Consider the following 22,790-nt stretch of genomic DNA (forward strand, 5'->3'; position numbering starts at 1 on the left):
GCTCAGCGCACCTCCGTCACTTCAGAGTGGGTTTCGATCTGCGCCAGTGCGGCGTCGAGTGCGGCGTCATCGCCCTGAAGGGCGAGCGTCAGGTGGCCGAAGGCCCGGCCGCGAATGTCGTTGATCCCGCCATAGACGAGTTCGAAGCGGATGCCGGCTGACGCGAGGTCAAGGAAGACCTGCGCTTGCGAGTCGCTGCCATCCCGGAAGGAGAAGGTGACGATCCGTCCTTCGTGGCGAGCGCGGAGCGTCGCGACCTCAACCGGTGACGGGACGCCCTGGACGACGGTGGACACGAACCGGGCGGATGCCGCGTTCTGCGGCGAGGAGAAAACGTCGAAGACATCTCCCCGCTCGACGATCCGGCCTCCGTCCATCACCGCCACCTTGGTGGCGAGGCTGCGGATGACGTCCATCTCATGGGTGATGAGGATGATCGTGACGCCGAGTTCCCGGTTGACCCGGTCGAGGAGTGAGAGGACCTCGCTCGTCGTCTCCGGGTCGAGCGCGCTCGTCGCTTCGTCTGCCAGCAGCAACGAGGGCGAGGTCGCGAGGGCGCGCGCGATTCCGACGCGCTGCTTCTGACCTCCGGACAGCTGATCCGGGTAGTTCTTCGCCTTGTCACTCAAGCCGACGAACCGGAGCATCTCGGCCACTCGGGCGGTGATTTCGGCCGACGGACGGCCAGCCACCTCGAGCGGATACGCCACGTTCTTCGCGACGGTTTTGGAGTTGAAAAGGTTGAACTGCTGGAAGATCATGCCGATGTCGCCGCGAACAGCGCGCATTGAGCGCTCGGGCAGCGAGGTGATCTCGGTGCCGTTGACGACGATGCTTCCCGACGTGGCCTTCTCGAGCCCGTTCACGAGGCGCACGAGCGTGGATTTCCCCGCTCCCGAGTATCCGATGATCCCGTAGACGTCACCGGGTTCAACCTCGATGCTCACGCCGTCGATGGCGACGACCGGCGCGCCACCTTTTTGGGCTGGCGGATAGGACTTGACGACATCCGTCATGCTGACGATGCTCATTGGTGTTCCTCTCGGTGACGCGAACCGGCGCCGGAGCAGTTGCTCCGGCGCCGGGGATCGAGCTGTGGCAGGGCTAGCCCTGTTCCGCGATCTGCTTCTGCTCGGTCTTCAGCGATTCGACCAGCTCCTCAACCGGGGTCTTGACGATGAGAGCCGTTCCTCCCGAGTTGTCAACGACACCGTCCGTGACGGCCGTCGTGTCCTGGTAGATCTCCACGAGCTTCGCGAACGTCTCGTTGTCCTTGTCCTCCGCGCGAGCCGCGAAGATGTTGACGTACGGGATGGAGTTCGGGTCTGACGGGTCGTCCTGGGCGATGGCATCGGTGGCCTCGAGGCCCGAGTCCAGGATGAATTCGTTATTGATGATCGCCGCGGCGACGTCGGGAAGCGACGTAGCCGTGAGTGCGGGGTCGAGCTCGGTGACCGTCACGCGTGACTTCGATTCATCGATGTCCGCGACCGTTGAGTAGCTGTCTCCGCCGCCCTCGAGCGTGAGGAGATCCGCGGACTGGAGCACGAGGAGAGCACGTGCGAGGTTGCTTGGGTCGTTCGGCACGGCGATCGTCGCGCCCTCCGGGATGTCCTCGACGGACTCGTACTGAGTGGAGTACAGGCCGAGCGGGTAAATCGCCGTCGAACCAACCGGAATGAGGTCCTGACCGTTTGATTCGTTGTACTGGGCGAGGTAGACGATGTGCTGGAACTGGTTGAGGTCGATCTCGCCCTCGGCAAGCGCAGGGTTGGGCTGGTTGTAGTCGGAGAAATCGACGAGTTCGACGGTGATGCCCTCGTCGGCTGCGGCGTCGACGTAGGTTTCCCAGTACGGGTCACTCGCGCCAACAACGCCGATCTTGACTGTCTCGTTCTCGCTGCCGCCATCGCCGGAGCCGGCGTTTCCGGCGCAGCCGGCGAGCAGGGCAGCGATGGGCAGGATCGCCAGGGTGGCGAGTGCGCTCTTCAGGGGGGATTTCTTCACTGTGTGTCCTCTTCGCTGTGTCGTGCGTCATCCGGCCATTGAATGCAGGGCACAGAAACTGACGCCACGCAGTGCGAGGCGTTCTGGGATGGAGTATCTGCGCTCCCAACTCCGGGGCACAGCGTTTAAGTTAGCTGTATTTTCTGCCAAACGCGAGATGAACCGTCACCGTTCGTAACAGAAAATCCGACGGGATGACCGCCCGTGAAATTATCTTCACATCCACGGCCTGTGGCGGCAAGATCGAGGTGCCGACCCGGCACCCAATCGACTTTGCATGAATTCCGTTCAGGCCCTGGTTACGCACCGATGCGCCTGGTCCCCTTCTCTGACCGGGACTACTGCCCGCCGAACCCTGTCGTGGCTATGCCCTTAATGATCTGGCGCTGGAAGAAGAGGAAGATGATGATGAGCGGGAGGGCCGCGAGAAGCGCCATCGCCATGTTCTGGGCGTACTGAACTCCGTATGCGCTCTTCACGGTTTGCAGTCCAACAGGGAGCGTCATCAGTGACGTGTCGTTGATGACGATGAACGGCCAGAGGAAGTTGTTCCACGCCGCGATGAACACGAAGATCGACACCGCCGCGAGGATCGGACGTGACAACGGCAACACGATCGACCAGAAGAGCCTGAGCCGGCTCGCTCCGTCGACCCGCGCCGCGTCTTCGAGCTCGATCGGAATCTGGTCGAAGAACTTCTTGAGGATGTACACCATCGGCGGGGCGACGACCTGCGGCAGGATGAGGCCCCAGTAGGTGTCGACCATGTTGAACGCGAGCATCTCGTAGAACAGCGGGATGATGAGCACCTGCGGCGGGATGATGATCGACGCGATGATCACGAAGAAGAGCCACTTGCGGCCGGTGAAGTCCAGGCGGGAGAACGCGTACGCCGCGAGTGCACTCGTTGCGACGGTCAGCACCGTGATGATCGCCGAACTGAGCAGGCTGTTGATCGCCCAGACCGGGATATTTCCTTCTTCAAGCACGCTCGCGTACGCCTCGAGAGTGAATCCGTTGGGCGCGAGCCAGCTGACCGGCGTCGCACCGGCATCCGCTTCTGTCTTCAGGGACGTAACGAGGGCCCAGGCAAACGGAAGGAGCCACGAGATGGCCATGAGAGCGAGGATGACGAGGGCGACGATCCGGCCAACCCCAAAGGGCTTCTCTCCGGGGCGGCGCGGCGCCTTGGGCCGCGGCTCCGCGACTCTGGCTTCCTTGGGAAGTTCGAGAGTGGTCATGACCGCGCTCCCTTTCGAGACGTGATTCTCAGCTGGACCAGCGAGACCAGGATGATCACCGCGAAGAAGATGAAGGACACAGCGGCGGAGTATCCGAAGCGGTACCCGGTAAAGCCGAGGTCGAAGATATAGACGACGGCAGAGCGGGTCGTGCCGGCCGGGCCGCCCTGGGTCATCTGGAATATCTGATCGAACACCTTGAGCGACGCGAGGACCTGAAGAATGATGATGAGGCCCGTTGTCGGCGCGAGCTGCGGGACGGTGATGGAGAAGAGCTGCCTCCACTTGCCCGCACCGTCGAGAGCCGCTGCCTCGTACTGCTGTTCGGGAATGTTCTGCAGGGCGGCGAGGTACAGCAGGAAGTTGAAGCCGACGGTCCACCAGACCGTGGCTATCACCACCCCGAGCATCGCCCACTTCGGATCCTGCAGCCACGCGATGGGCTCGACACCGAACGGCTTGAGCATCTCGTTGATGAGGCCGAGCTGCGGGTTGAACAGCCACACCCAGATCAGGGAGACGACAGTCGACGCCAGGAGGAACGGCATGAAGAAGGAGAGCCGCCATAGCCACTGGCCCGGCAGGCCGAGGTCGACGAGCAACGCCATGACGAGCGCGATGAGCACGAGCGGAATCGTCGAGAGGACCGTGAACCACAGCGTGTTGAGCATGGCCCGCCACATGTCGGGGTCAACGAGTGCCTCGGCGTAGTTGGCGAAGCCGACGAACTCCCCGCCGGCGCCGGTGAGCGTCGTTCCTGTGAAACTGAGATACAGGCCGAAGACGATCGGCCAGACGAGGAAGAGGACGAAGAACACTCCGAACGGGGCGATGAACGCCCAGCCGGCGAGATTGTCTTTGCGCTTTCGCGCGTTCTTCGTGTCGCCCCGTGCCACTGTGGCGGCTTGTGCGCGGTTGCTTACTGCCGATGTCGTCACGTCAGGCTCCTCTCTCAGGACCCGGCGACCGGGTTGGGTTTGGCGAGCAGCGCATTCAATCGGCTGGCGAACCCCCTGATACCTTCAGCGGGGTCACTGCCGGAGAGGAACACACCCTGAACGTTCTCCGCGAAGTAGGTCTGGAAATCGGACCCCGAGCCGGTGAACCAGGCAGAGGGGTCGTAATTGAGCACCTCTGCCGCAGCAGCGTAGTGAGCCTGTGGCATGAGCTTCGCGTATTCGTCGCTCTGGATCACCGGCAGGTAACCCGGGATGTGGCCGGCTCCTGCCCAGTCGATCGAACCCTTGAACAGCTCGGACACAAAGCGGTACACCTCGCGCCGCTTGTTCTCATCCGGCGTCGACTGGTGAGGGAGCACGAAGGCGTGGGAGTCGGCGTGCGCTGCCGGCGTCCCGAACAGTGTCGGGATGGGCTGAGCGTCGAAGGCAAAACCCGCGTTCTGCGCCGTCGGCAGCTCCCACACCCCGGTGAAGAACATGCCGCTCTCCCCGTTGACGAACTCCGCGACAGCGCTGGCATAGTCGCCGCTCTTCGTGGCAATGGTGCCGTCGAGCAACTGCTGGATGAACGAGAGCGACGTGACAGCCGCTTCTTCGTCGATCTGTGCTTCTTTTCCGTTCTCGAGGACCATGTCGGCGCCGAGCTGCTTGTAGAACGTGTAGAACAGGCGCCACATCTGGGCACCATCACCGAGGTAGCCGTATGACAGCCCGTGCTTACCCGTGACCGCCTGCATGGCCCTGGCTACTTCGAGGAACTGCTCGGGCGAGGTGATTTCGACCAGCTGCCCGTCGGGGCCGAGCGCCCCGGCCTGCTCGGCGATCTCCGTGTTGTACATCAGGATGAAGGGGTGGGCGTCGAGGGCGACCGAGTACAGCTTGCCGTCGATGATCCCCTTCTCCCACACGCGCGGCGGGAAGTCCTCCTCGGTCACTCCGAACTCGGCGAGAAGCTCCGTGTCCCAGGGGTCGAGCAGGCCACCGGGGGCGTACCCCGGGAGGCGCGATGCGTGCATGATGGCAACGTCTGGTGCCCTGCCGCCAACGGATGCCATTGCAAGCTTCGTGTAATAGGGCGTACCCCAGGCGAGCACGGTCTGGGACGCGTAGAACTCGGGGTTTGCCTGGTTCGCCGCATCGACGAGCCCCGCCATGACGATCCCGTCACCGCCAGAGAGCAGATGCCAGAACTTCAGCGGGTAACTCCCTGCGGCACCCGCCTGCGCGCACCCGGACAGCCCCGGCAGAAGAGCCGCGCCGCCGAGGGCGGCTGCACCGCCAAGCAGTACTGATCGACGAGAAAGGGACGGAATCGATGGAAATACATTGCCTGGCATCCAACACTCCTTCGTGAGGGATTACAGCTTTACATCGATGTAGAGATAGAGCAATACCCCCGCGGATCACGATCACCCGCGGGGGTATTGGACGGTGCCGACCGGTTTAGGGACGGCGGAACTGGTTGACCATGGGGCAGTCGAACGGGTCGCGTGCCGAGAGTCCCACCCGGTTGAGGTAGTCGATGACGATCGCATACGAGCGCACAAGGGACGTCTCGGTGTACGGGACGCCGAGGTTCCTGCAGTGCTCGATCACGATGTCCCGTGCGTGCTTGAGGTGCGGCCTCGGCATGCTCGGGAAGAGGTGGTGTTCGATCTGGTAGTTGAGGCCACCCATGAAGTAGCTCATGCCGAATCCACGAATGTTGCGGCTGGTGAGAACCTGCTTTGACAGGAAGTCGACCTTCGCGCCTTCCTGGATCAGCGGCATCCCCTTGTGGTTCGGAGCAAACGACGCACCCATGTACACGCCGAAGACCGCCATCTGGACCCCGAAGAAGGCGAAAGCCATTCCGACGGGAAGGAACGTGAAGAGGATCGCGATGTAGATACCGAGGCGGAGAGCGATGAGCGTCAGCTCGAGCCAGCGCTTGTCGACCTTCTCTGCCGTGAACAGCGTCACGATCGAGCGGAAGTGGAGGTTGAGGCCCTCGAGCGTCAGCAGCGGGAAGAACAGGTATCCCTGCCTGCGGGTGATGAAGCCGAGCACGCCCTTCGCCTTGGCGGCATCCTCTTCGATGAACGAGATCGTGTCGATCTCGATGTCCGGGTCCTTGCCAACAGTGTTGGGGTTGGCGTGGTGACGCGTGTGCTTGGTCATCCACCAGGCGTAGCTGATGCCGACGACGGCGTCGGCGAGGATGCGCCCGAGCCGGTCGTTGGCCGGCCCTGATTCGAATACCTGGCGGTGTGACGCCTCGTGCGCCACGAAAGCGAACTGGGTCAGCACGATCCCGAGCCCTGCCGCGATCAGCAGCTGGTACCAGGAGTCGCCGAGAAGAACGAAGCCGACGCCGAGTCCGACGAGCGCAAGAGTGAGGACGGCGAGGTTGGCGATGTAGAAGCCGCGCCTGCGCTGAAGCAGCCCAGCTTCGCGAACCGTCTTCAGCAGCGCAGAGAACGTATTGGTGGGATTCTCCATCCCATCGATACGCGTGGTCGTGCGACGAACAGGGCCAAGGGTGGCGGGAGCGGTCATGGCGCCTCCAAAAGAATTATCGAGTCCAGACTTCCCAGCCGTGGTGTGTGAGGTTCGGGCTTATGCCCGGAATGTTCCTGAGACTACGGGAGGGCGCATGCCGCTAACGGAAAATACGGCGAGTTTCGGTATATACACAGTCCGAGAGAACTTCGTGTTGCATTCCCGCCGACCTTGGGCTACGGTTGTAAACGCAGTAGTAGTGTTACGCAGTGATTGATTTACGGCGGTTCCTTCATCTGAAGAGCCGCCGTTTCTTGTAGGAGCGGACAGGTACGCCGCATTTGGGGTGACGACAGTCGTCACTCACGCAAGACTCCTAAGGAGATCATCATGGCAACAGGAACCGTCAAGTGGTTTAACGCAGAAAAAGGCTTCGGATTCATCGCTCCGGACGACGGAAGCGCCGACGTGTTCGCGCACTTCTCGGCCATCGCTTCCAGCGGCTTCCGCTCGCTCGAAGAGAACCAGAAGGTTGAATTCGAAACCGCAACGGGCCCCAAGGGCCTGCAGGCTGAGAACATCCGCCCGCTCTAACTAAAACTATTGCGTAAGCGACCGTAAGGCCGCCACCGTAATTCTTTGATCACCGGCTCCGCCGGACCACCTGAAAAGGCTGGTCTGTCGGAGCCGGTGATTTTTTTGTGCCACCACGCATCCCTCTCACAACACAACGCCCTCCCCGGGAACCGGGGAGGGCGTTGCCGTGGTGTGTGTGTTACTCGAGCAGCTCGGACAGTTCGAGCCAGCGGGTCTCGAGATCGACGATCGTCGTCTCGAGCGCACTGACCGTATCGGTCAGTGCCCCCAGCGCCGCGTAGTCGGTCTGGTCGGCGTTCGCCAGAAGCTCATGGGTATCGACGACCTTCTGCCTGGCCTTCTGGAGTTTGCGCTCGATCGACGCGATCTCCTTTTGCGCGTTTCGGAGGTCCGCTCCCCCGAGTTTGGGCGCCCCGCCCGCTGCGGGAGCCGCCTCACCGGCGAGCGGTGCGATCAGCGGGGCCGCCGCCTGTCCTGACCTGAGCGCGAGGTACTCGTCAACACCACCCGGCAGGTGCCGGAGGTGTCCGTTGAGCACGGCATATTGCTGGTCGGTGACCCGCTCAAGCAGGTACCGGTCGTGGGACACGACAAGAAGCGTCCCTGGCCACGAGTCGAGGAGGTCCTCGATCGCGGCCAACATGTCCGTGTCCAGGTCGTTCGTCGGCTCATCGAGGATCAGGACGTTGGGCTCATCGAGCAGGATCAGGAGCAACTGAAGCCGGCGGCGCTGGCCTCCGGAGAGGTCCTTGACCGGTGTAGAGAGCTGCGCGCTCGTGAATCCCATCCGTTCGAGCAACTGGCCCGGCGTGAGTTCCTTGTCGCCGGCGACATATGCCGCCTTCTGCATACCAACGACTGTTGAAACCCGTTCGTGCTCGATTTCCTTCAGTTCATCGAGCTGCTGGGTGAGGCTCGCAATGCGCACCGTCTTGCCCCGCTTCACGGTTCCCGACGTCGGCTTCACGTCGCCGGTGACCAGTCCGAGCAGGGTCGACTTGCCCGCTCCATTGACACCAAGGATGCCGGTGCGCTCCCCCGGAGCGATCCGCCACTCGATGTCCTTGAGCACGGTCCTCCAGCCGGATTCGGATTCGGGGTCCGGATAGACGACGCCGGCGTCGATCAGGTCGACGACGTCCTTGCCAAGACGAGACGTGGCGAGCTGGGTGAGCGCGACAGTATTGCGGGGCGGTGGTTCGTCGGCGATCAGGTCGGCGGCGGCATCCATCCGGAACTTGGGCTTCGTGGTCCTGGCGGGAGCACCGCGGCGCAGCCAGGCCAGTTCCTTCCGCATGAGGTTCTGCCTGCGTGATTCGGATGCCGCGGCCATGCGGTCGCGCTCGACGCGCTGGAGGATGTACGCGGCGTAGCCGCCCTCGAACGGTTCGATGATCTGGTCGTGGACCTCCCACGTTTGGGTGCACACCTCGTCGAGGAACCACCGGTCGTGGGTGACGACGATGAGGCCGCCGGCATTCGCCGCCCACCGCTTCTTGAGGTGTCCGGCAAGCCAGGCGATTCCCTCGACATCGAGGTGGTTCGTGGGCTCATCGAGGAAGATAACGTCCCAGTCACCGACGAGGAGGGCAGCGAGTGCGACGCGGCGGCGCTGTCCGCCCGACAACGACCCGATTGTGGCGTGCCAGGGGATGTCCTGGACGAGCCCGGCGATCACATCGCGGACCCGGGAGGAACCGGCCCACTCGTGTTCCTCGATCGTGCCGACGATCGCAGCGGAGACGGTGAGATCGTCGGGTTGCTCGTCACGCTGGTCGAGGACGCCGACGGTGATTCCCCTGCGACGCGTCACCCGTCCGCCGTCGGGCTCGAGGCGTCCGGCGAGCAGCGAGAGCAGGGTCGACTTGCCGTCGCCGTTGCGTCCGACGACGCCGATCCTGTCGCCTTCGTTCACCCCGGCAGTGACAGAGTCGAAGATCACGCGGGTTGGGTATTCAAGGTGGAGCTGTTCAGCTCCGAGTAGATGGGCCACCCATCAAGACTATGCGCCGGAGCGAGGGGCGATCACCACTCCTGGACGAGCCGCGCTCCATGAACCGGGCCAGTGACCCGAAGCGCGTGCAGGCCGGACGCACTGAGCTCGACCTGCAGTTCCAGGGCGGTGTCGGCATCCGGCACGAGAAAAGCGAGGGTCGGACCCGATCCGGAAACGATACCGGCGAGTGCGCCCATTCGTTCGCCCAGTTCAAGAATGCCGGCAAGCCCGGGCGCGAGCCCGAGAGCCGGCGCCTGCAGATCGTTTCGGAGTGCCTCGGCGAGCTGTCGCGGGTCGCCGGCGCGGAGAGCCTGGAGAACATCGGCGTCGACCGTGGGCTGCAGTGACGCCGGAGAGATGTCCTGAGCGTGTTTCTCCCGGTGACGGTCGAGCGCGGTGTAAACGTCCGGCGTCGACATGCCGAACTCCGCGAGAGCGAGCACCCAGTGAAAACGGCCCTTCGCGAGCGCCGGGCTGAGCTGGTCACCGCGCCCTGTGCCGATCGCGGTTCCACCGGTGAGGGCAAACGGGACGTCGGCTCCGAGTTTCGCCGCCATGGCTACAAGCTCGTCGCGCGACGCTTCGGTTCCCCACAGCGCGTCGCACGCGACGAGAGTCGCCGCTGCATCCGCTGAGCCCCCACCCATCCCGCCCGCGATCGGGACGTTCTTCTCGATCTCGAGCCGAACTCCGCCGGTGTACCCGGTCTTGCGGGCCAGCAGGCGGGCAGCCTTGATCGCCAGGTTCGATCCGTCAGTGGAGAGCCCGGTCGTATCGACAGTGCCGGTGAACGAGACGGAGAAGTCGTCAGCCGGGTACGCCCGCACTTCTTCGTAGAGCGAAACCGCCTGGAAGGCCGTCGCGAGCTCGTGGTACCCGTCGTCCTGCAGCTGCCCGACCTTCAGAAAGAGGTTGATCTTCCCCGGTGCCCTGGCGTGGGCGAAATGGAGGGCTACCGGATCCGTCATATCTCCAACCTAAACCCTTGGGAGCGCTGCCTGAGCGCCAAAGGTCCCTAGTGAGCCGCCTCGTCCGGAGCGTCGGTGCGCGCGTTCCTCGCGATCGCGAGGAAATCGTGAACGGTGAGCTCCTCGCCGCGCGCCGTCGGCGCGATGCCGGCTGCCACCATGGCATCCGTCGCAGCCTGCGAACTGCCGAGCACCTGCCCGAGCGACTGGCGCAGCATTTTGCGCCTCTGCTGGAAGGCGGCGTCGACGAGCTGGAAGGTCATGAGCCGCTCTTCTTCGGTGCCGATGGCATCCGTTCGCCGCTCAAAGGCGACGAGCACCGAGTCAACGTTGGGAACCGGCCAGAACACCTGGCGTGAGACGTTGCCCGCGGTTCGCCAGTGGCCGTACCACGATGCCTTCACGCTCGGGCTGCCGTAGACCTTCGACCCGGGTTCAGCAGCGAGCCGGTGACCGACTTCTGCCTGCACCATGACGACACCGGCGGTGATCGATGCGAAGTGCTCGAGCAGGTGCAGCAGCACAGGAACCGAGATGTTGTACGGCAGGTTGGCGACGAGCCGGGTCGGGTCGCCGGGAAGCTCCGTGATGCGCATGGCATCGGCACTGATGACCGTGAGGTCAGCGCCTGGCTGCAGCAGCTCAACGGTGCGGGGCAGCTGACCGGCGAGGCGGGAGTCAATCTCGACGGCGACGACGCTCGCGCCAACTTCGAGGAGGCCGAGGGTGAGTGAACCGAGACCGGGGCCGACCTCGACGACGTGCTCCCCGGCGGCCACTTTCGCGACCTTGACGATGCGACGGACGGTGTTGGCATCGACGACGAAGTTCTGACCGAGCTTCTTGGTGGGCTGAACATCGAGAAGTTCAGCGAGGTCGCGGATCTCGGCGGGGCCAAGAAGCGTCATACGGGTACATCCTCATAGGGGTTTGGCGGGGAGACGACGGGCTCGTCGTCCCAGTGGCCGTACACGTATTCCGTGTTCGACGAAATCTGCGCTGCGAGCATCGAGGGGTCGGTACCCAGCGTTGCGGCGATTGACCGCAGCGTGTGCGGGATGAGGTACGGCGCGTTCGGCCGCCCGCGATACGGCATCGGGGTCAGGTAGGGCGCATCCGTCTCGATGAGCAGCAGGCTGCGCGGGGCGACCTCGAGGGCATCCCGGAGGTTCGCGGCGTTCTTGAACGTCGCGGTTCCGGCGAATGACATGTGCCAGCCGTTCTCCGTGCAGATCTGGGCGAGTTCACGATCGCCGGAGAAGCAGTGGAACACCGTGCGTGCGGGAGCGCCGACCCGCTTGAGAGTCGCAATCACCTCGGCGTGTGCGTCGCGGTCGTGGATCTGGAGCGCGAGGTCGTTCTCTTTCGCCATCTGGATGTGCGCCTCGAACGAGGCGTACTGGGCGGCGCGTCCAGGCTCAGCGGTCCTGTAGAAATCGAGCCCGGTCTCCCCGATTGCCCGCACGCGCGGCCGGGTGGCCAGCTCGGCGATGACGGCGAGAGCGTCATGGAGGGTGCCGGCTTCGTCGAGCACGGGAGCCTCATTGGGGTGGATAGCGACAGCAGCGAGCATGCGTGGCTCGATCGCCGCGGTTTCGGCGCTCCAGATCGACGTCGCAACATCGGTGCCCACCTGCACGACACCGCGCACTCCGACGCTCGATGCGCGGTCGAGGTGCTCGCGGTAATCGAGGGCGACATCGCCGTCGGCGATCTCAAGGTGAGTGTGGTTATCGTAGACCCCAACCGCGAGGCTCTCGGGAAGCGGTGGGAAGCTTCTGTCCCGCCGCTCGCCAGCGTCGCGCGTGCGTACGTGCACTGGATCGGTCATATCTCGACGGTACCCCACCCCGCGCCAGAGCGCCTTCGATCCCGGCTACGCGACAGTGGGCTCAACGACAGCGGGCTCGATCCGGGGAAAGAGCGGCTGGAGCGGAGAGACCGTGCTGCCTTCGGGCAGCTGACCGAAACGCCCGGCCTCACGAATGGGCTGGTCGTCGAGAGCACCGAGCGCCTCGGGTGCGCCGAGCGCCTCCCACAGCTTCCCGCTTGCCTTCGGCAGCACCGGGGAGAGCAGCACGGCGAGCGCGCGCAAGCCGTCGACAGCCGTGTAGAGAACTGTGCCGAGTCGAGCGCGGTTCGCCGGGTCCTTGGCGAGTGCCCACGGCTCTGAATCGGTGATGTAGCCGTTGAGCTCATCGACGATGGTCCAGATGGACGCGAGCGCATCGTGAATGGCGAGCGCGTCGATGGCGCGGTCAGCGTCAGCGGATGCCGTCTTCACGACCTCCTGGATGGCCAGGTCGACGTCGGTGTAGTCGGCGGGCGCGGGAACGACACCGTCGAAGTATTTGGTGACCATCGCGACGATGCGCGACGCGAGGTTTCCGAACCCGTTGGCCAGCTCGGCCTGGTACCTGGCTGAGAGGTCTTCCCAGCTGAAGGAGCCGTCCTGGCCGAAAGCGATGGCGCGGAGGAAGTAGTACCGGAAAGCATCCGAACCGAACGTGTCGGTGATCTCGGTCGGTGCGATGCCCGTGAGCTTCGACTTCGACATCTTCTCGCCGCCGACGAGCAGCCAGCCGTGGCCGAAGACCTGCTTCGGCACCTCGAGCCCGGCAGCCATGAGCATTGCCGGCCAGATCACCGCGTGGAAGCGGAGTATGTCCTTGCCGACGATGTGGGTTGCCGGCCAGCGCCGGTCGAAGGTGGCGTCATCCTGCCCATAGCCGACGGCGGTGATGTAGTTGAGCAGGGCATCGAACCAGACGTAGACGACGTGGCTGTCGTCCCACGGGACCTTCACACCCCAGTCGAAGCTCGAGCGGGAGATCGACAGGTCGCTCAGTCCCTGCCGGACGAACTGGATGACCTCGTTGCGCGCCGACTCGGGCTGGACGAAGTCCGGCCGCTCCTCGTAGAGGGCAAGCAGCCGCTCGGTGAAGTCGCTCATCCGGAAGAAGTAGTTCTTCTCCTTGAGCAGCTCGAGCGGCTTCGAGTGAATCGCGCACACCTTCTGGCCTTCGAACGGGCCAGTGCCGTTGACGATTTCGGACTGCGGCTTGAACTCCTCACAGCCGACGCAGTACAGCGCCTCATACTCGCCCGAGTAGATGTAGCCGTCGTCGTAGAGCCGCTGCAGGAAGAGCTGCACACTCGACTCGTGGCGTTCCTCTGTGGTGCGGATGAAGTCGTCGTTCCGGATGTCGATCGTCTCGAGCAGCGGCTTCCACGCTTCGGTAACGAGCTTGTCCGCCCACTTCTGGGGCGTCGTTCCGTTTGCGGTAGCCGTGCGGAGAATCTTCTCGCCGTGCTCGTCGGTCCCGGTCAGCGACCAGGTGTCATCGCCGGCCTGCCTGTGCCAGCGCGCAACCACGTCAGCGGCCACCTCGGTGTATGCGTGCCCGATGTGGGGCGCATCGTTCACATAGAAGATGGGCGTTGTGATGTAGAAGGAATTACCGCTGGCCATACTGTCAATCTTATGGCCGATACGAGCCCCCTCGGGCCGCGTTACACGTGGGCGCGCGACGATCGGGCGGCGACACGGCTTCGCGTGGCGCTGCCGCGGGTCCAGGAGGTCAGTTCTTCACGGCGAGGGCCGCCTGGTACAGCTCGCGCTTGCTGATTCCGGTTGCCTCGGACACCGAGCCGGCGGCATCCTTCAACCGCTCCCCCGCGCTCACGCGCTCGAGCACCTCGACGACGCCGTCGTGCAGGCTGAACTCCCGTTTCTCGGCCCCAGCGATCACGATGCAGATCTCGCCGCGCACCCCGGCCGTTGCCCATTCGGCGAGCTCGGCGGCCGTTCCGCGCTTGACCTCCTCGAACATCTTCGTCAGTTCCCGGCACACAACCGTGCGTCGGTCAGAGCCGAAAACGGATGCCACGTCAGCGAGCGAGGCCGCCAGCCGGTTCGGCGACTCGAAGAACACCATGGTGCGGCGCTCGTGCTCGAGCGCACGCAGTGTCGTCAGGCGGTCGCCCTGCTTGCGCGGGAGGAAACCCTCGAAGCTGAACCGGTCCGTCGGAAGCCCGGAGACGGCGAGCGCCGTGATGACGGCGCTCGGCCCGGGGATGACGGTGACACCGACCCCGGCGTCGACGGCAGCGACCACGAGGTGGTAGCCGGGGTCGGAGACCGTTGGCATTCCGGCGTCGCTGAGCACGAGGAGGTCGGCGTTGCGGGCGAACTCGACGAGTTCCGTCGACTTCTCCCGCTCGTTGTGCTCATGGAGGCTGACGAGGCGCGGCTTGTGCGCGATGCCGAGCCCCTTGAGAAGCTTGATCGTGGTGCGGGTGTCTTCGGCAGCGACCACCTCAGCGGTGCTGAGGGCGTCGACGAGTCGTTTGGACGCATCCCCGAGGTTTCCGATCGGGGTCGCTGCGAGGATGATCATGGCTTAAGTCTCCCACCCCGCCAGAACCCGGCCGCGTTCCGTGGCTGTCGAAAGCATCAGTTGCGGGCGAGAGCACCAGTTGCGCCGGATGTTCTCGACCGCAACTGATGCTCTCGGCGCGACCGGTGCGGTCCCGGCCGCAGAGCAAACCGGGTCGCTACCATTGCAGGGTGTCCGTCCCCTCCCGTGAGTCCTTCTCCCACCTTGTGAGTGGCGCGGCGACCGGACCGACCGACCTGGTCGAGCCCCGCGGATCCCGGCTCGACGACTGGTGGGGTCGGCTCCTGTCCACGCCCGGCCGACGACGGCTGTGGTACTGGGGCGGGCCGATCCTGGTCACTCTCCTCGCCGCGGTCCTCCGACTGTGGAACCTCGGGACCCCGCACGCCCTGGTCTTCGACGAGACCTTCTACGTGAAGGACGCCTGGACCCTGCTGCACCACGGCTACGAGTCAGCGTGGCCGCCCGAGGCCGACACCGACTTCAACGCAGGCAGGGTGGACGGGTTCCTCACCGACCCGTCATACGTCGTTCATCCCCCGCTCGGGAAGTGGATCATCGCGCTCGGTCTCGCCGTGTTCGGAGCGGCAGACAGCGTCGGCTGGCGGATCTCGACCGCTCTCCTCGGCACGCTCGCCGTCCTCCTGCTCACCCTCATCGCGCGGAAACTGTTCGCATCCACGCTCCTCGCCGTGGTCGCCGGCTTCCTCTTCGCCATCGACGGGCACGCCATAGTCATGTCGCGGGTAGCGATCCTCGACAACTCGCTCATGTTCTTCGCGCTGCTCGGCTTCGGTTTTATCCTCGCGGATCGCGGCTGGCATGAGTCCAGGCTCACCGCCCGCACAGCCGAACGGCGTTCGGCCGGAGCCGCGCCCGAGTGGGGCCCGGTGATCTGGTGGCGGCCCTGGCTCGTTGCCGCGGGTGTCGCGTTCGGGCTCGCGGCCGGTGTGAAGTGGTCGGGCTTCTACTTCCTCGCCGCGTTCGGCCTCTACCTCATCGTCGTCGACGCGCTCGCCCGCCGCCGACTCGGCCTGCCCGCGTGGTTTTCGGCATCCGTGCTCACCCAGGGGCCAGCGACGTTCCTGCTGCTCGTACCGATTTCACTGCTCACCTACCTCTCCAGCTGGATCGGCTGGTTCGTCACAGACAATGGGTACTACCGGCACTGGGCCGAACAGCCGGGCAACGCCTGGACCGGCGCCTTCTCCTGGGTGCCATCGGTCTGGCAGAGCTTCCTCTTCTACCAGCAGTCGATCTACAACTTCCATGTCGGCCTGGCCGCTCCCCATCCGTATTCAGCGAATCCTCTCGGCTGGCTCGCCATGATCCGCCCGACGAGCATGTGGTACGCCTCGCCCGCCACCGGGGTCGACGGCTGCGAGCTCGCCCCGTGTTCGCAGGCGATCACATCCATCGCCAACCCTCTGATCTGGTGGGCTGCGGCGGCCGCGACCCTGTACCTCGTCTACCGTCTGATCCGGCGGCGGGAGTGGACGGTTGGCCTCATCCTCACCGGTGCTGCGGCGGGATACCTGCCGTGGCTCATGTACACCGAACGCACGGTGTTCCAGTTCTACACGATCGCGTTCGAGCCGTACCTCCTCCTCGGCCTCACCTTCGTGATCGGCCTCATCATCGGGTCGAGGAACGATCCGCGGTATGAGCGCACGAGGGGACTCGGTGTGACGGGAGTGTTCCTCGCTCTCGCCGCACTCCTCAGCGCCTTCTGGTACCCGCTCTGGTCCGCGACGACCGTGCCGTTCTGGTTCTGGCAACTTCACTCCTGGCTCTCGACATGGGTATGACGACATGGGAAACACGGGGAACGACATGGCGATGACGACCACCGAGAAACGGCCGGTGTGGCTCCCGGGGCTGGCGGTCGCCGCGCTGGCGGCTGTCATCGCGTGGGCGCTGTCGACGCTCATTCCCGCGGTGCCGCTCCTGACGGCCGCCGTCGTGCTCGGGATCCTCGTCGCCCAGCTGCCCGCCGCGAAGCCGATGGTCCGCGGGACGCTCGCGCCCGGGCTCGCCCTGTCGGCGAGGCGGCTCATGCGCATCGGCGTCGTCCTGCTCGGGCTCAAGCTCAGCCTCTTCGATGTCGCGTCGCTCGGCTGGGGCGTGTTCCTTTCAACGGTGGCCATCGTGCTGATCACGTTTGGCGGCACCTGGCTGCTCGGTCGTGCATTCCGCCTGCCAGGGCACGAGCCCCTGCTCATCGCGACAGGCTTCGCCATCTGCGGGGCGAGCGCCATCGGGGCCATGTCCGGCGTCGTGAGGGCAAAGAACTCGGAGCAGGCGCAGCCCGTCGCGCTCGTCACCCTCTGCGGAACCCTCGCCATCGCCGTCCTGCCCGCCCTGTGGCATCCGCTCGGCCTCGACAACCTGCAGTTCGGGCACTGGGTCGGAGCGAGCGTGCACGACGTCGGCCAGGTCGTCGCGACGGCCCAGGTCGCCGGCGGAGGCGCCCTGGCTGTCGCTCTCGTCGTCAAGCTCACTCGCGTGGTCATGCTCGCGCCGATCGTGGCCGTTGCCGGCGTTGTGGAACGCCGCCGCTTTCGGGCCAATCCCGAGTCGACGCGGCCGCCGCTCGTGCCCCTGTTCGTCGTTGGGTTCATCGCAGCGATCCTGGCCCGCACCTTTCTCGACATTCCCGACGTCGTGCTCGCCACCGCCGACACGGCACAGACCGCACTTCTCGCCATGGCGCTCTTCGGTCTCGGTGCCGCTGTCGACGTGAAGAAACTGGTGACGACGGGGTGGCGCACGCTCGTCGTCGGCCTGCTCTCCTGGGCACTCATCGCCGCTCTCGCGCTCGCCGCAATACACCTGTTCTCCTGATCGGTGGGCTTCGTGTCGCTCTGTTACGGCGACAGCCGAGTGGCGTGCCTGCCTCGGGTAGCGTGTGCCCATGGCAGATCGCGAGTATGGCTTCCGCACGCGTGCAATTCACGCTGGCAACATTCCTGACCCGGTAACAGGGGCGCGCGCGCTTCCGATCTATCAGTCGACCGCATTCGTCTTCGATGACACGTCGGATGCCGCCGCCCGCTTCGCGCTGCAGAAATACGGCAACATCTATTCAAGGCTGGCCAACCCGACTGTCGCGAGCTTCGAGGAGAGGGTCGCGAGCCTCGAGGGTGGACTCGGCGCCGTCGCGACGGCATCCGGCCTCTCAGCGCAGTACATCACCTTCGCGAGCCTGGTCGGCGCAGGTGACCACATCGTCGCGTCAGCGAACCTGTACGGCGGGTCGATCACCCAGCTCGACGTCACGCTCCGGCGATTCGGAGTGGAGACCACCTTCGTGCAGTCGTCGACACCGGCGGACTACGCCGCCGCGATTACGGACAAAACGAAGCTCATCTTCGCCGAGACCATCGCCAACCCGTCGGGTGAGGTCGCAGATATCGAGGGCCTCGCCGATGTCGCGCACGCACACGGCATCCCGCTCGTGATCGACTCGACCATCGCCACGCCGTACCTCAACCGCCCGATCGAGTGGGGCGCAGACATCGTCACACACTCGGCGACGAAGTTCCTCGGTGGCCACGGGACGACGCTCGGCGGAGTGGTCGTCGAGAGCGGGCGGTTCGACTGGCACAGCGACAAGTTCCCGCTGTTCGGCCAGAAGGTACCGAGTTACGGCGGCCTCGAATGGTCGGGCAACTTCGGCGAATACGCGTTCCTCACCAGGCTCCGCGCCGAGCAACTGCGGGACATCGGCCCAGCGCTCTCGGCAACCTCGGCCGCCACCCTCGCCCAGGGCATCGAAACGCTGTCCTACCGGATGCAGGCGCACGTGGACAACGCCAGGACCGTGGCGACCTGGCTCGAGCAGGACCCGCGGATCGAGGCCGTCTACTGGGCGGGCCTCGAGTCGCACCCGCACCACGCTCGCGCCGAGAAGTACCTGCCGAGGGGCGCGGGCAGCGTCTTCAGCTTCGTGGTCAAGGGCGGAAGGGCGGTCGGTCAGAAACTGATCGAATCCGTGGAGCTCGCGAGCCACGTCGCGAACATCGGCGACACCAAGACGCTCATCATCCACCCCGCATCAACGACGCACGCCCAGCTGACCGAGCAGCAGCTCATCGACGCCGGCGTGCTTCCCGGCGTCCTCAGGCTCAGCGTGGGTATCGAGGATGCCGACGACATAATTTATGATCTTGACCAGGCGCTCACCCGGGCAGTGGAGGCATAAACCATGTCGGATCTCGTTACCACCCAGCTGCAGAACGGTCTCACCTGCTCGCTTCCCGCTGCCTCACCGCTCGCGAAGCTGCTGAAGTCCCAGCGCACGTGGGTCGGCCCTGACGCGAAACAGCGGCTCAGCATCCTCCGCACCGCGAAATCGGTTGCCATCGTCGGTGCGTCAGCGAATCCGACGCGGGCCAGTTACTTCGTTGGCACCTACCTGCTCCAGTCGAGCAACTACCGCGTCTACTTCGTGAACCCGAATGCGGGTGAGATCCTCGGACACCAGGCGTACCCCGACCTCGCGTCCCTGCCCGAGGTGCCCGACATCGTCGACGTGTTCCGCAAGGCGAGCGATATCCCCGAGGTCATGAACGATGTACTCGCGGTCGGAGCGAAGACCGTGTGGGTTCAGCTCGGGATCTGGAACGAGGAAGCCGCACGTTACGGCGAGGAGAACGGCCTCACCGTGGTCATGGACCGGTGCATCAAGGTCGAGCACGCGCGGTTCCACGGCGGCCTCAACCTGTTCGGCTTCGACACGGGCCAGATCTCCTCCCGGAAGCAGCTCACCTGAGTTTTTCCGCAGTTAACGTGCCCTAGCCGGGAAATTTCGCACGAACGTTGCGGCGCGGTTCGCCGATCTGCGGCGCCCGCCTGTGCCCACGCTCGGTCTGCCTATAGTGGCAGGACAGCACTTCTGCGAGGAGCACCCATGACGGCCTACGTTTCGGCGTTCGAACTCTTTTCGATCGGTATCGGCCCGTCGAGTTCGCACACGGTCGGGCCGATGCGCGCGGCTCTCGACTTCGCGACGCGCCTCACCGGCGCCGGTCTTCTCGGCGCCGTCGAGCGGGTCACCTGCGCACTGTTCGGGTCGCTGGGGTCGACAGGCATCGGTCATGGAACCCCGGATGCCGTCGTGGCGGGGCTCGCCGGACTGCGACCGGACACCTGCGACCCCACCGTGGTTCGCGGAGCGTGGTCCGGCCTCAGGCCCGGTTCGACACTCTTACTTGCCGGCGAGCGCCCGATCGCGTTCGAGCAGGGAGACATCACGTTCGAGCCCCGTACCCGGCTTCCTGGGCATCCCAACGCGCTGACCCTGACTGCCTGGAGTGCCGGTGTGCCGCTGGTGACCGACACCTACTACTCGGTTGGCGGGGGCTTCATCCGCCGCGACGGCGAGGGCGACGGCGACCGTCCCGTCGTCCGCTATCCCCTGCCGTTCCCGACCGCCGCCGTGTTGCTCGACCTGTGCACGAGCGAAGGGCTCAGGATCGACGAGGTTGCCCGCCGGAACGAGGAAGCGGTGCGCAGCCCGGACGACGTGGACCGCGGCCTCGACGCCATCTGGGCTGCCATGGCCGAGTCTGTCGCGAACGGGCTCGCTACGCCCGGAGTTCTGCCCGGCGGCCTCCAGGTCAAGCGTCGCGCGGCGGCGGTCAGGGAACACCTCGAAATCGCCGAGGCTGAGGGCGGCCGTGAACTGCCGTCCGAGTGGCTGCACTCGTTCGCGCTCGCCGTCAACGAGGAGAACGCCGCCGGCGGGCGAGTGGTCACCGCGCCGACCAATGGTGCGGCCGGCATCATTCCCGCGGTTGCGTCGTACTACCTGCGCTTCGTCCCGGGAGCGTCAGCCGACGGCATCCGGCGCTTTCTTCTGACGGCGACGGCCATCGGTTCGCTGTTCAAGGCGAACGCCTCGATTTCCGGGGCGGTCGGTGGCTGCCAGGCCGAGGTCGGTTCGGCCTGCGCGATGGCCGCCGGCGCGCTCTGCGGCGTGCTTGGAGGCACGCCGGCGCAGGTCGAGAACGCCGCAGAGATCGCGATGGAGCACCACCTCGGACTCACGTGCGATCCGGTGGGTGGTCTGGTTCAGGTCCCGTGCATCGAACGGAATGCCATAGCGTCGTCGACGGCCGTGAGCGCCGCACGGCTGGCCCTCCACGGTGACGGCAGCCACCTCGTGTCGCTCGACGCCGTCATCGAGACCATGCGGCAGACCGGCGTCGACATGTCGAGCAAGTACAAGGAAACGAGCGAGGGCGGACTCGCGGTCAACGTCGTCGAGTGCTGAGTCCCTCACGGCTGACCGCCCTCACCGCACTGAACCGGCGCCGGGTTACACGGGCGCCGGCATCCGGCAGGTGAACGCTTCACAGGCGTACGCGACCCGGCGACCGTTGACCGGGAGCCTCGCCTCGAACAGCTCGAAGCCGGCGGCCGCGAGCTCTCGCGCCTGCTGCTCCGTCACAACCGCAACGACGTCGGAAGAGTCGTGGCGCACGCTCTCCGGCAGCGGATCGACGTTGCCGTCCGGACTGACGACCACGAGCTGTCGCGGCCCGACGGCCATCGCCGCCATCAGCTCGAGCGAGGCGCCGAACGAAATCGGGTTGGCAACGGCGACATCACCGAGGGGAGCCATCGCCGACTGGGCAGCGTCGGCGTAGCGCCGATCGGCGGTGACGAGATACAGCTTCCACGCCGCCGTCGCCGTCGCGCTGATGCCGGACGGGTACGCCCCCTCTGACGGGTCGCCCGCGAGCGCGATGCCCTTGGCGGCGAGGACGGGGTCCCCTCCGCCGGGTTCGCCGAACACCAGGTCGGGCGTTCCCGCCGCGATGGTCTGATCGATCAGTGACCTGGCCGCCTGCGCATACGGCAACTCGCCGGTCGCAAGGGACAGCTCCAGGAGTGCCCCGGCGAGCATCCCGTAGTCCTCGAGAGTCGCTCGCGCAGTCGACCGGCGCTCGGCGACGGACGCTCGAACCAGCGTGTCGTCGGCATTCCTGTGGTTTTCGAGCAGGTAGTCGGCGGCCCAGCGTGCCGACTCCAGAAAGTCCGCACGATCGAACACCACGCTGGCACGCGTCAACGCCTCAATCGCCAGTCCGTTCCAGCCGGTGAGGACCTTCTCATCGAGGGCGGGTGGGGTCAGCCCGGCCCGGCCAGCGGCGTCGCGCAGGTAGTACCCACCCTCCGACCGCTCGCCGTCGATCATCGACTCCGAGTCCTGCCCGCTGGCGAATCCCCCCGTCGGCAGCTGGAGTGTTCCCAGAAGGAACTGTGCGATGCCCTCCGCCGCTGTTCTCGCCCACGTGCGGGACGCGTCCTGGCTGAACGCGCGACTGTAGGCATCGAGCAGGAGCGCGTTGTCGTACAGCATCCGCTCGTAGTGCGGTTCGCTCCAGTCCCGCTTGGTCGCGTACCGGAAGAAGCCGCCATCGACAGCGTCGCGAAGCGGGGAAGTCACGAGCGCCTGGAGCGTGCGCGCAGCGAGCGGGATGCCGGCTGGCCTCGAGAGCAGGAAACGGAGAACGGGGGCGACCGGAAACTTGGGTGCTGCGCCGAACCCGCCGTACTCACGGTCCTCGTGAGATTCGAGCGTCGACACGGCTGCATCAATCCCCGCGAGGTCGGGAAGCCCGGCAGCCTGGTCCTGGACCGCCGTCGCCGCGATTGCTGCGGCGAGCGCTGTGGAGTTCGCGGTGACGGCCTCGCGTCGATTGGTCCAGGCATCCGTCACGGCGTGCAGGACCTGGAGAAACGACGGATGCCCGGAGATCGGCACCGGCGGGAAGTAGGTTCCGGCAAAGAATGCGGCGCCGTCGGGAGTGGCGAAGACGCTGAGCGGCCAGCCGAGCTGTGACGTGAACGCACTGGCCTGGGCCAGGTAGCTGGCGTCGACGGCCGGGTGTTCCTCGCGGTCGACCTTGATGCTCACCATGTGCTCGTTGAGGTACTCGGCGATGGCCGGATCGCTGAACGACTCTCGCGCCATCACGTGGCACCAGTGGCAGGTGGCATAGCCGATCGAGATGAAGACGGGAACGTCGCGCGCCGCGGCCTCGTCGAAGGCGTCCTGTCCCCATTCCCGCCAGTCGACCGGGTTGTCTCGGTGCGAACGAAGGTAGGGACTCATGGCTGAAGCGAGGCGA

At 65.4% G+C, this 22,790-nt stretch carries 19 protein-coding genes; 6 read left to right on the plus strand and 13 right to left on the minus strand.

What is annotated here, in order from left to right:
• Positions 1 to 2: 2 nt before the first annotated feature.
• From AC1X6S_RS05130 to AC1X6S_RS05155, 6 genes are all read right to left on the minus strand, one after another.
• Positions 3 to 1,031, minus strand: a complete 1,029-nt coding sequence (locus tag AC1X6S_RS05130) for a methionine ABC transporter ATP-binding protein (RefSeq protein WP_483404697.1) — start codon at positions 1,029 to 1,031, stop codon at positions 3 to 5.
• Between the two features lie 73 nt (positions 1,032 to 1,104).
• Positions 1,105 to 2,007 carry a MetQ/NlpA family ABC transporter substrate-binding protein gene (locus AC1X6S_RS05135; RefSeq protein WP_483404698.1) on the minus strand — a complete coding sequence of 301 codons (903 nt, stop codon included), beginning with the start codon at positions 2,005 to 2,007 and terminating at the stop codon, positions 1,105 to 1,107.
• A 338-nt stretch (positions 2,008 to 2,345) separates the two neighbouring features.
• Positions 2,346 to 3,248 (minus strand): carbohydrate ABC transporter permease, encoded by a 903-nt coding sequence (locus tag AC1X6S_RS05140; protein ID WP_483404699.1) that lies wholly within the window; start codon positions 3,246 to 3,248, stop codon positions 2,346 to 2,348.
• Positions 3,245 to 4,144 (minus strand): carbohydrate ABC transporter permease, encoded by a 900-nt coding sequence (locus tag AC1X6S_RS05145; protein WP_483404979.1) that lies wholly within the window; start codon positions 4,142 to 4,144, stop codon positions 3,245 to 3,247. Before AC1X6S_RS05145 ends, AC1X6S_RS05140 begins: the two co-directional genes overlap by 4 nt.
• A gap of 56 nt (positions 4,145 to 4,200) precedes the next feature.
• A complete protein-coding gene (locus AC1X6S_RS05150) occupies positions 4,201 to 5,544 on the minus strand; it encodes an extracellular solute-binding protein (protein WP_483404700.1) in 1,344 nt (447 codons plus the stop codon).
• Positions 5,545 to 5,650: 106 nt separating this feature from the next.
• Positions 5,651 to 6,745 (minus strand): fatty acid desaturase family protein, encoded by a 1,095-nt coding sequence (locus AC1X6S_RS05155; RefSeq protein WP_483404701.1) that lies wholly within the window; start codon positions 6,743 to 6,745, stop codon positions 5,651 to 5,653.
• Positions 6,746 to 7,078: 333 nt separating this feature from the next.
• On the opposite strand from AC1X6S_RS05155, the gene AC1X6S_RS05160 reads away from it, so the two are divergent.
• Positions 7,079 to 7,282, plus strand: a complete 204-nt coding sequence (locus tag AC1X6S_RS05160) for a cold-shock protein (RefSeq protein WP_090712708.1) — start codon at positions 7,079 to 7,081, stop codon at positions 7,280 to 7,282.
• A gap of 181 nt (positions 7,283 to 7,463) precedes the next feature.
• Here AC1X6S_RS05160 and AC1X6S_RS05165 read toward each other — a convergent pair whose 3' ends face one another.
• The 6 genes from AC1X6S_RS05165 to rsmI all read right to left on the minus strand — a co-directional run bounded on the left by AC1X6S_RS05165 (position 7,464) and on the right by rsmI (position 14,649).
• A complete protein-coding gene (locus tag AC1X6S_RS05165; protein ID WP_483404702.1) occupies positions 7,464 to 9,278 on the minus strand; it encodes an ABC-F family ATP-binding cassette domain-containing protein in 1,815 nt (604 codons plus the stop codon).
• A 32-nt stretch (positions 9,279 to 9,310) separates the two neighbouring features.
• Entirely contained in the window at positions 9,311 to 10,249 is a 939-nt protein-coding gene (locus AC1X6S_RS05170; RefSeq protein ID WP_483404703.1) for a 4-(cytidine 5'-diphospho)-2-C-methyl-D-erythritol kinase, read from the minus strand.
• Between the two features lie 47 nt (positions 10,250 to 10,296).
• Positions 10,297 to 11,157, minus strand: a complete 861-nt coding sequence (gene rsmA / locus AC1X6S_RS05175; RefSeq protein WP_483404704.1) for a 16S rRNA (adenine(1518)-N(6)/adenine(1519)-N(6))-dimethyltransferase RsmA — start codon at positions 11,155 to 11,157, stop codon at positions 10,297 to 10,299.
• Positions 11,154 to 12,080: a TatD family hydrolase gene (locus AC1X6S_RS05180; RefSeq protein WP_483404705.1), complete on the minus strand. Its 927-nt coding sequence runs from the start codon at positions 12,078 to 12,080 to the stop codon at positions 11,154 to 11,156. Before AC1X6S_RS05180 ends, rsmA begins: the two co-directional genes overlap by 4 nt.
• Positions 12,081 to 12,125: 45 nt before the next feature.
• Positions 12,126 to 13,721 (minus strand): methionine--tRNA ligase, encoded by a 1,596-nt coding sequence (metG, locus tag AC1X6S_RS05185; protein WP_483404706.1) that lies wholly within the window; start codon positions 13,719 to 13,721, stop codon positions 12,126 to 12,128.
• A gap of 109 nt (positions 13,722 to 13,830) precedes the next feature.
• Entirely contained in the window at positions 13,831 to 14,649 is an 819-nt protein-coding gene (rsmI, locus tag AC1X6S_RS05190; RefSeq protein ID WP_483404707.1) for a 16S rRNA (cytidine(1402)-2'-O)-methyltransferase, read from the minus strand.
• A gap of 170 nt (positions 14,650 to 14,819) precedes the next feature.
• On the opposite strand from rsmI, the gene AC1X6S_RS05195 reads away from it, so the two are divergent.
• The 5 genes from AC1X6S_RS05195 to AC1X6S_RS05215 all read left to right on the plus strand — a co-directional run bounded on the left by AC1X6S_RS05195 (position 14,820) and on the right by AC1X6S_RS05215 (position 20,926).
• A complete protein-coding gene (locus AC1X6S_RS05195) occupies positions 14,820 to 16,457 on the plus strand; it encodes a dolichyl-phosphate-mannose--protein mannosyltransferase (protein WP_483404708.1) in 1,638 nt (545 codons plus the stop codon).
• 4 nt (positions 16,458 to 16,461) lie between these two features.
• Entirely contained in the window at positions 16,462 to 17,493 is a 1,032-nt protein-coding gene (locus AC1X6S_RS05200) for a YeiH family protein (RefSeq protein WP_483404709.1), read from the plus strand.
• A 70-nt stretch (positions 17,494 to 17,563) separates the two neighbouring features.
• The gene (locus tag AC1X6S_RS05205) at positions 17,564 to 18,853 is read left to right on the plus strand and encodes an O-acetylhomoserine aminocarboxypropyltransferase/cysteine synthase family protein (RefSeq protein WP_483404710.1); all 1,290 of its coding nucleotides are present in this window, start codon (positions 17,564 to 17,566) and stop codon (positions 18,851 to 18,853) included.
• A gap of 3 nt (positions 18,854 to 18,856) precedes the next feature.
• Positions 18,857 to 19,423: a CoA-binding protein gene (locus AC1X6S_RS05210; RefSeq protein ID WP_483404711.1), complete on the plus strand. Its 567-nt coding sequence runs from the start codon at positions 18,857 to 18,859 to the stop codon at positions 19,421 to 19,423.
• 138 nt (positions 19,424 to 19,561) lie between these two features.
• Positions 19,562 to 20,926 (plus strand): L-serine ammonia-lyase, encoded by a 1,365-nt coding sequence (locus tag AC1X6S_RS05215; protein ID WP_483404712.1) that lies wholly within the window; start codon positions 19,562 to 19,564, stop codon positions 20,924 to 20,926.
• Between the two features lie 45 nt (positions 20,927 to 20,971).
• On the opposite strand, the gene AC1X6S_RS05220 is transcribed toward AC1X6S_RS05215, so the two are convergent.
• Positions 20,972 to 22,774, minus strand: a complete 1,803-nt coding sequence (locus AC1X6S_RS05220) for a thioredoxin domain-containing protein (RefSeq protein ID WP_483404713.1) — start codon at positions 22,772 to 22,774, stop codon at positions 20,972 to 20,974.
• Positions 22,775 to 22,790 lie beyond the last annotated feature (16 nt).

This window comes from Mycetocola sp. Y442 (assembly GCF_056898615.1).

Bases quoted from the DNA above. Each gene is read 5' to 3' on its own strand.
- AC1X6S_RS05130 (WP_483404697.1), bottom strand. From the start codon at position 1,031: ATGAGCATCGTCAGCATGACGGATGTCGTCAAGTCCTATCCGCCAGCC.
- AC1X6S_RS05140 (WP_483404699.1), bottom strand. From the start codon at position 3,248: ATGACCACTCTCGAACTTCCCAAGGAAGCCAGAGTCGCGGAGCCGCGG.
- AC1X6S_RS05150 (WP_483404700.1), bottom strand. From the start codon at position 5,544: ATGCCAGGCAATGTATTTCCATCGATTCCGTCCCTTTCTCGTCGATCA.
- AC1X6S_RS05155 (WP_483404701.1), bottom strand. From the start codon at position 6,745: ATGACCGCTCCCGCCACCCTTGGCCCTGTTCGTCGCACGACCACGCGT.
- AC1X6S_RS05160 (WP_090712708.1), top strand. From the start codon at position 7,079: ATGGCAACAGGAACCGTCAAGTGGTTTAACGCAGAAAAAGGCTTCGGA.
- AC1X6S_RS05170 (WP_483404703.1), bottom strand. From the start codon at position 10,249: ATGACGGATCCGGTAGCCCTCCATTTCGCCCACGCCAGGGCACCGGGG.
- rsmA (WP_483404704.1), bottom strand. From the start codon at position 11,157: ATGACGCTTCTTGGCCCCGCCGAGATCCGCGACCTCGCTGAACTTCTC.
- AC1X6S_RS05180 (WP_483404705.1), bottom strand. From the start codon at position 12,080: ATGACCGATCCAGTGCACGTACGCACGCGCGACGCTGGCGAGCGGCGG.
- metG (WP_483404706.1), bottom strand. From the start codon at position 13,721: ATGGCCAGCGGTAATTCCTTCTACATCACAACGCCCATCTTCTATGTG.
- rsmI (WP_483404707.1), bottom strand. From the start codon at position 14,649: ATGATCATCCTCGCAGCGACCCCGATCGGAAACCTCGGGGATGCGTCC.
- AC1X6S_RS05200 (WP_483404709.1), top strand. From the start codon at position 16,462: ATGGGAAACACGGGGAACGACATGGCGATGACGACCACCGAGAAACGG.
- AC1X6S_RS05205 (WP_483404710.1), top strand. From the start codon at position 17,564: ATGGCAGATCGCGAGTATGGCTTCCGCACGCGTGCAATTCACGCTGGC.
- AC1X6S_RS05210 (WP_483404711.1), top strand. From the start codon at position 18,857: ATGTCGGATCTCGTTACCACCCAGCTGCAGAACGGTCTCACCTGCTCG.
- AC1X6S_RS05215 (WP_483404712.1), top strand. From the start codon at position 19,562: ATGACGGCCTACGTTTCGGCGTTCGAACTCTTTTCGATCGGTATCGGC.
- AC1X6S_RS05220 (WP_483404713.1), bottom strand. From the start codon at position 22,774: ATGAGTCCCTACCTTCGTTCGCACCGAGACAACCCGGTCGACTGGCGG.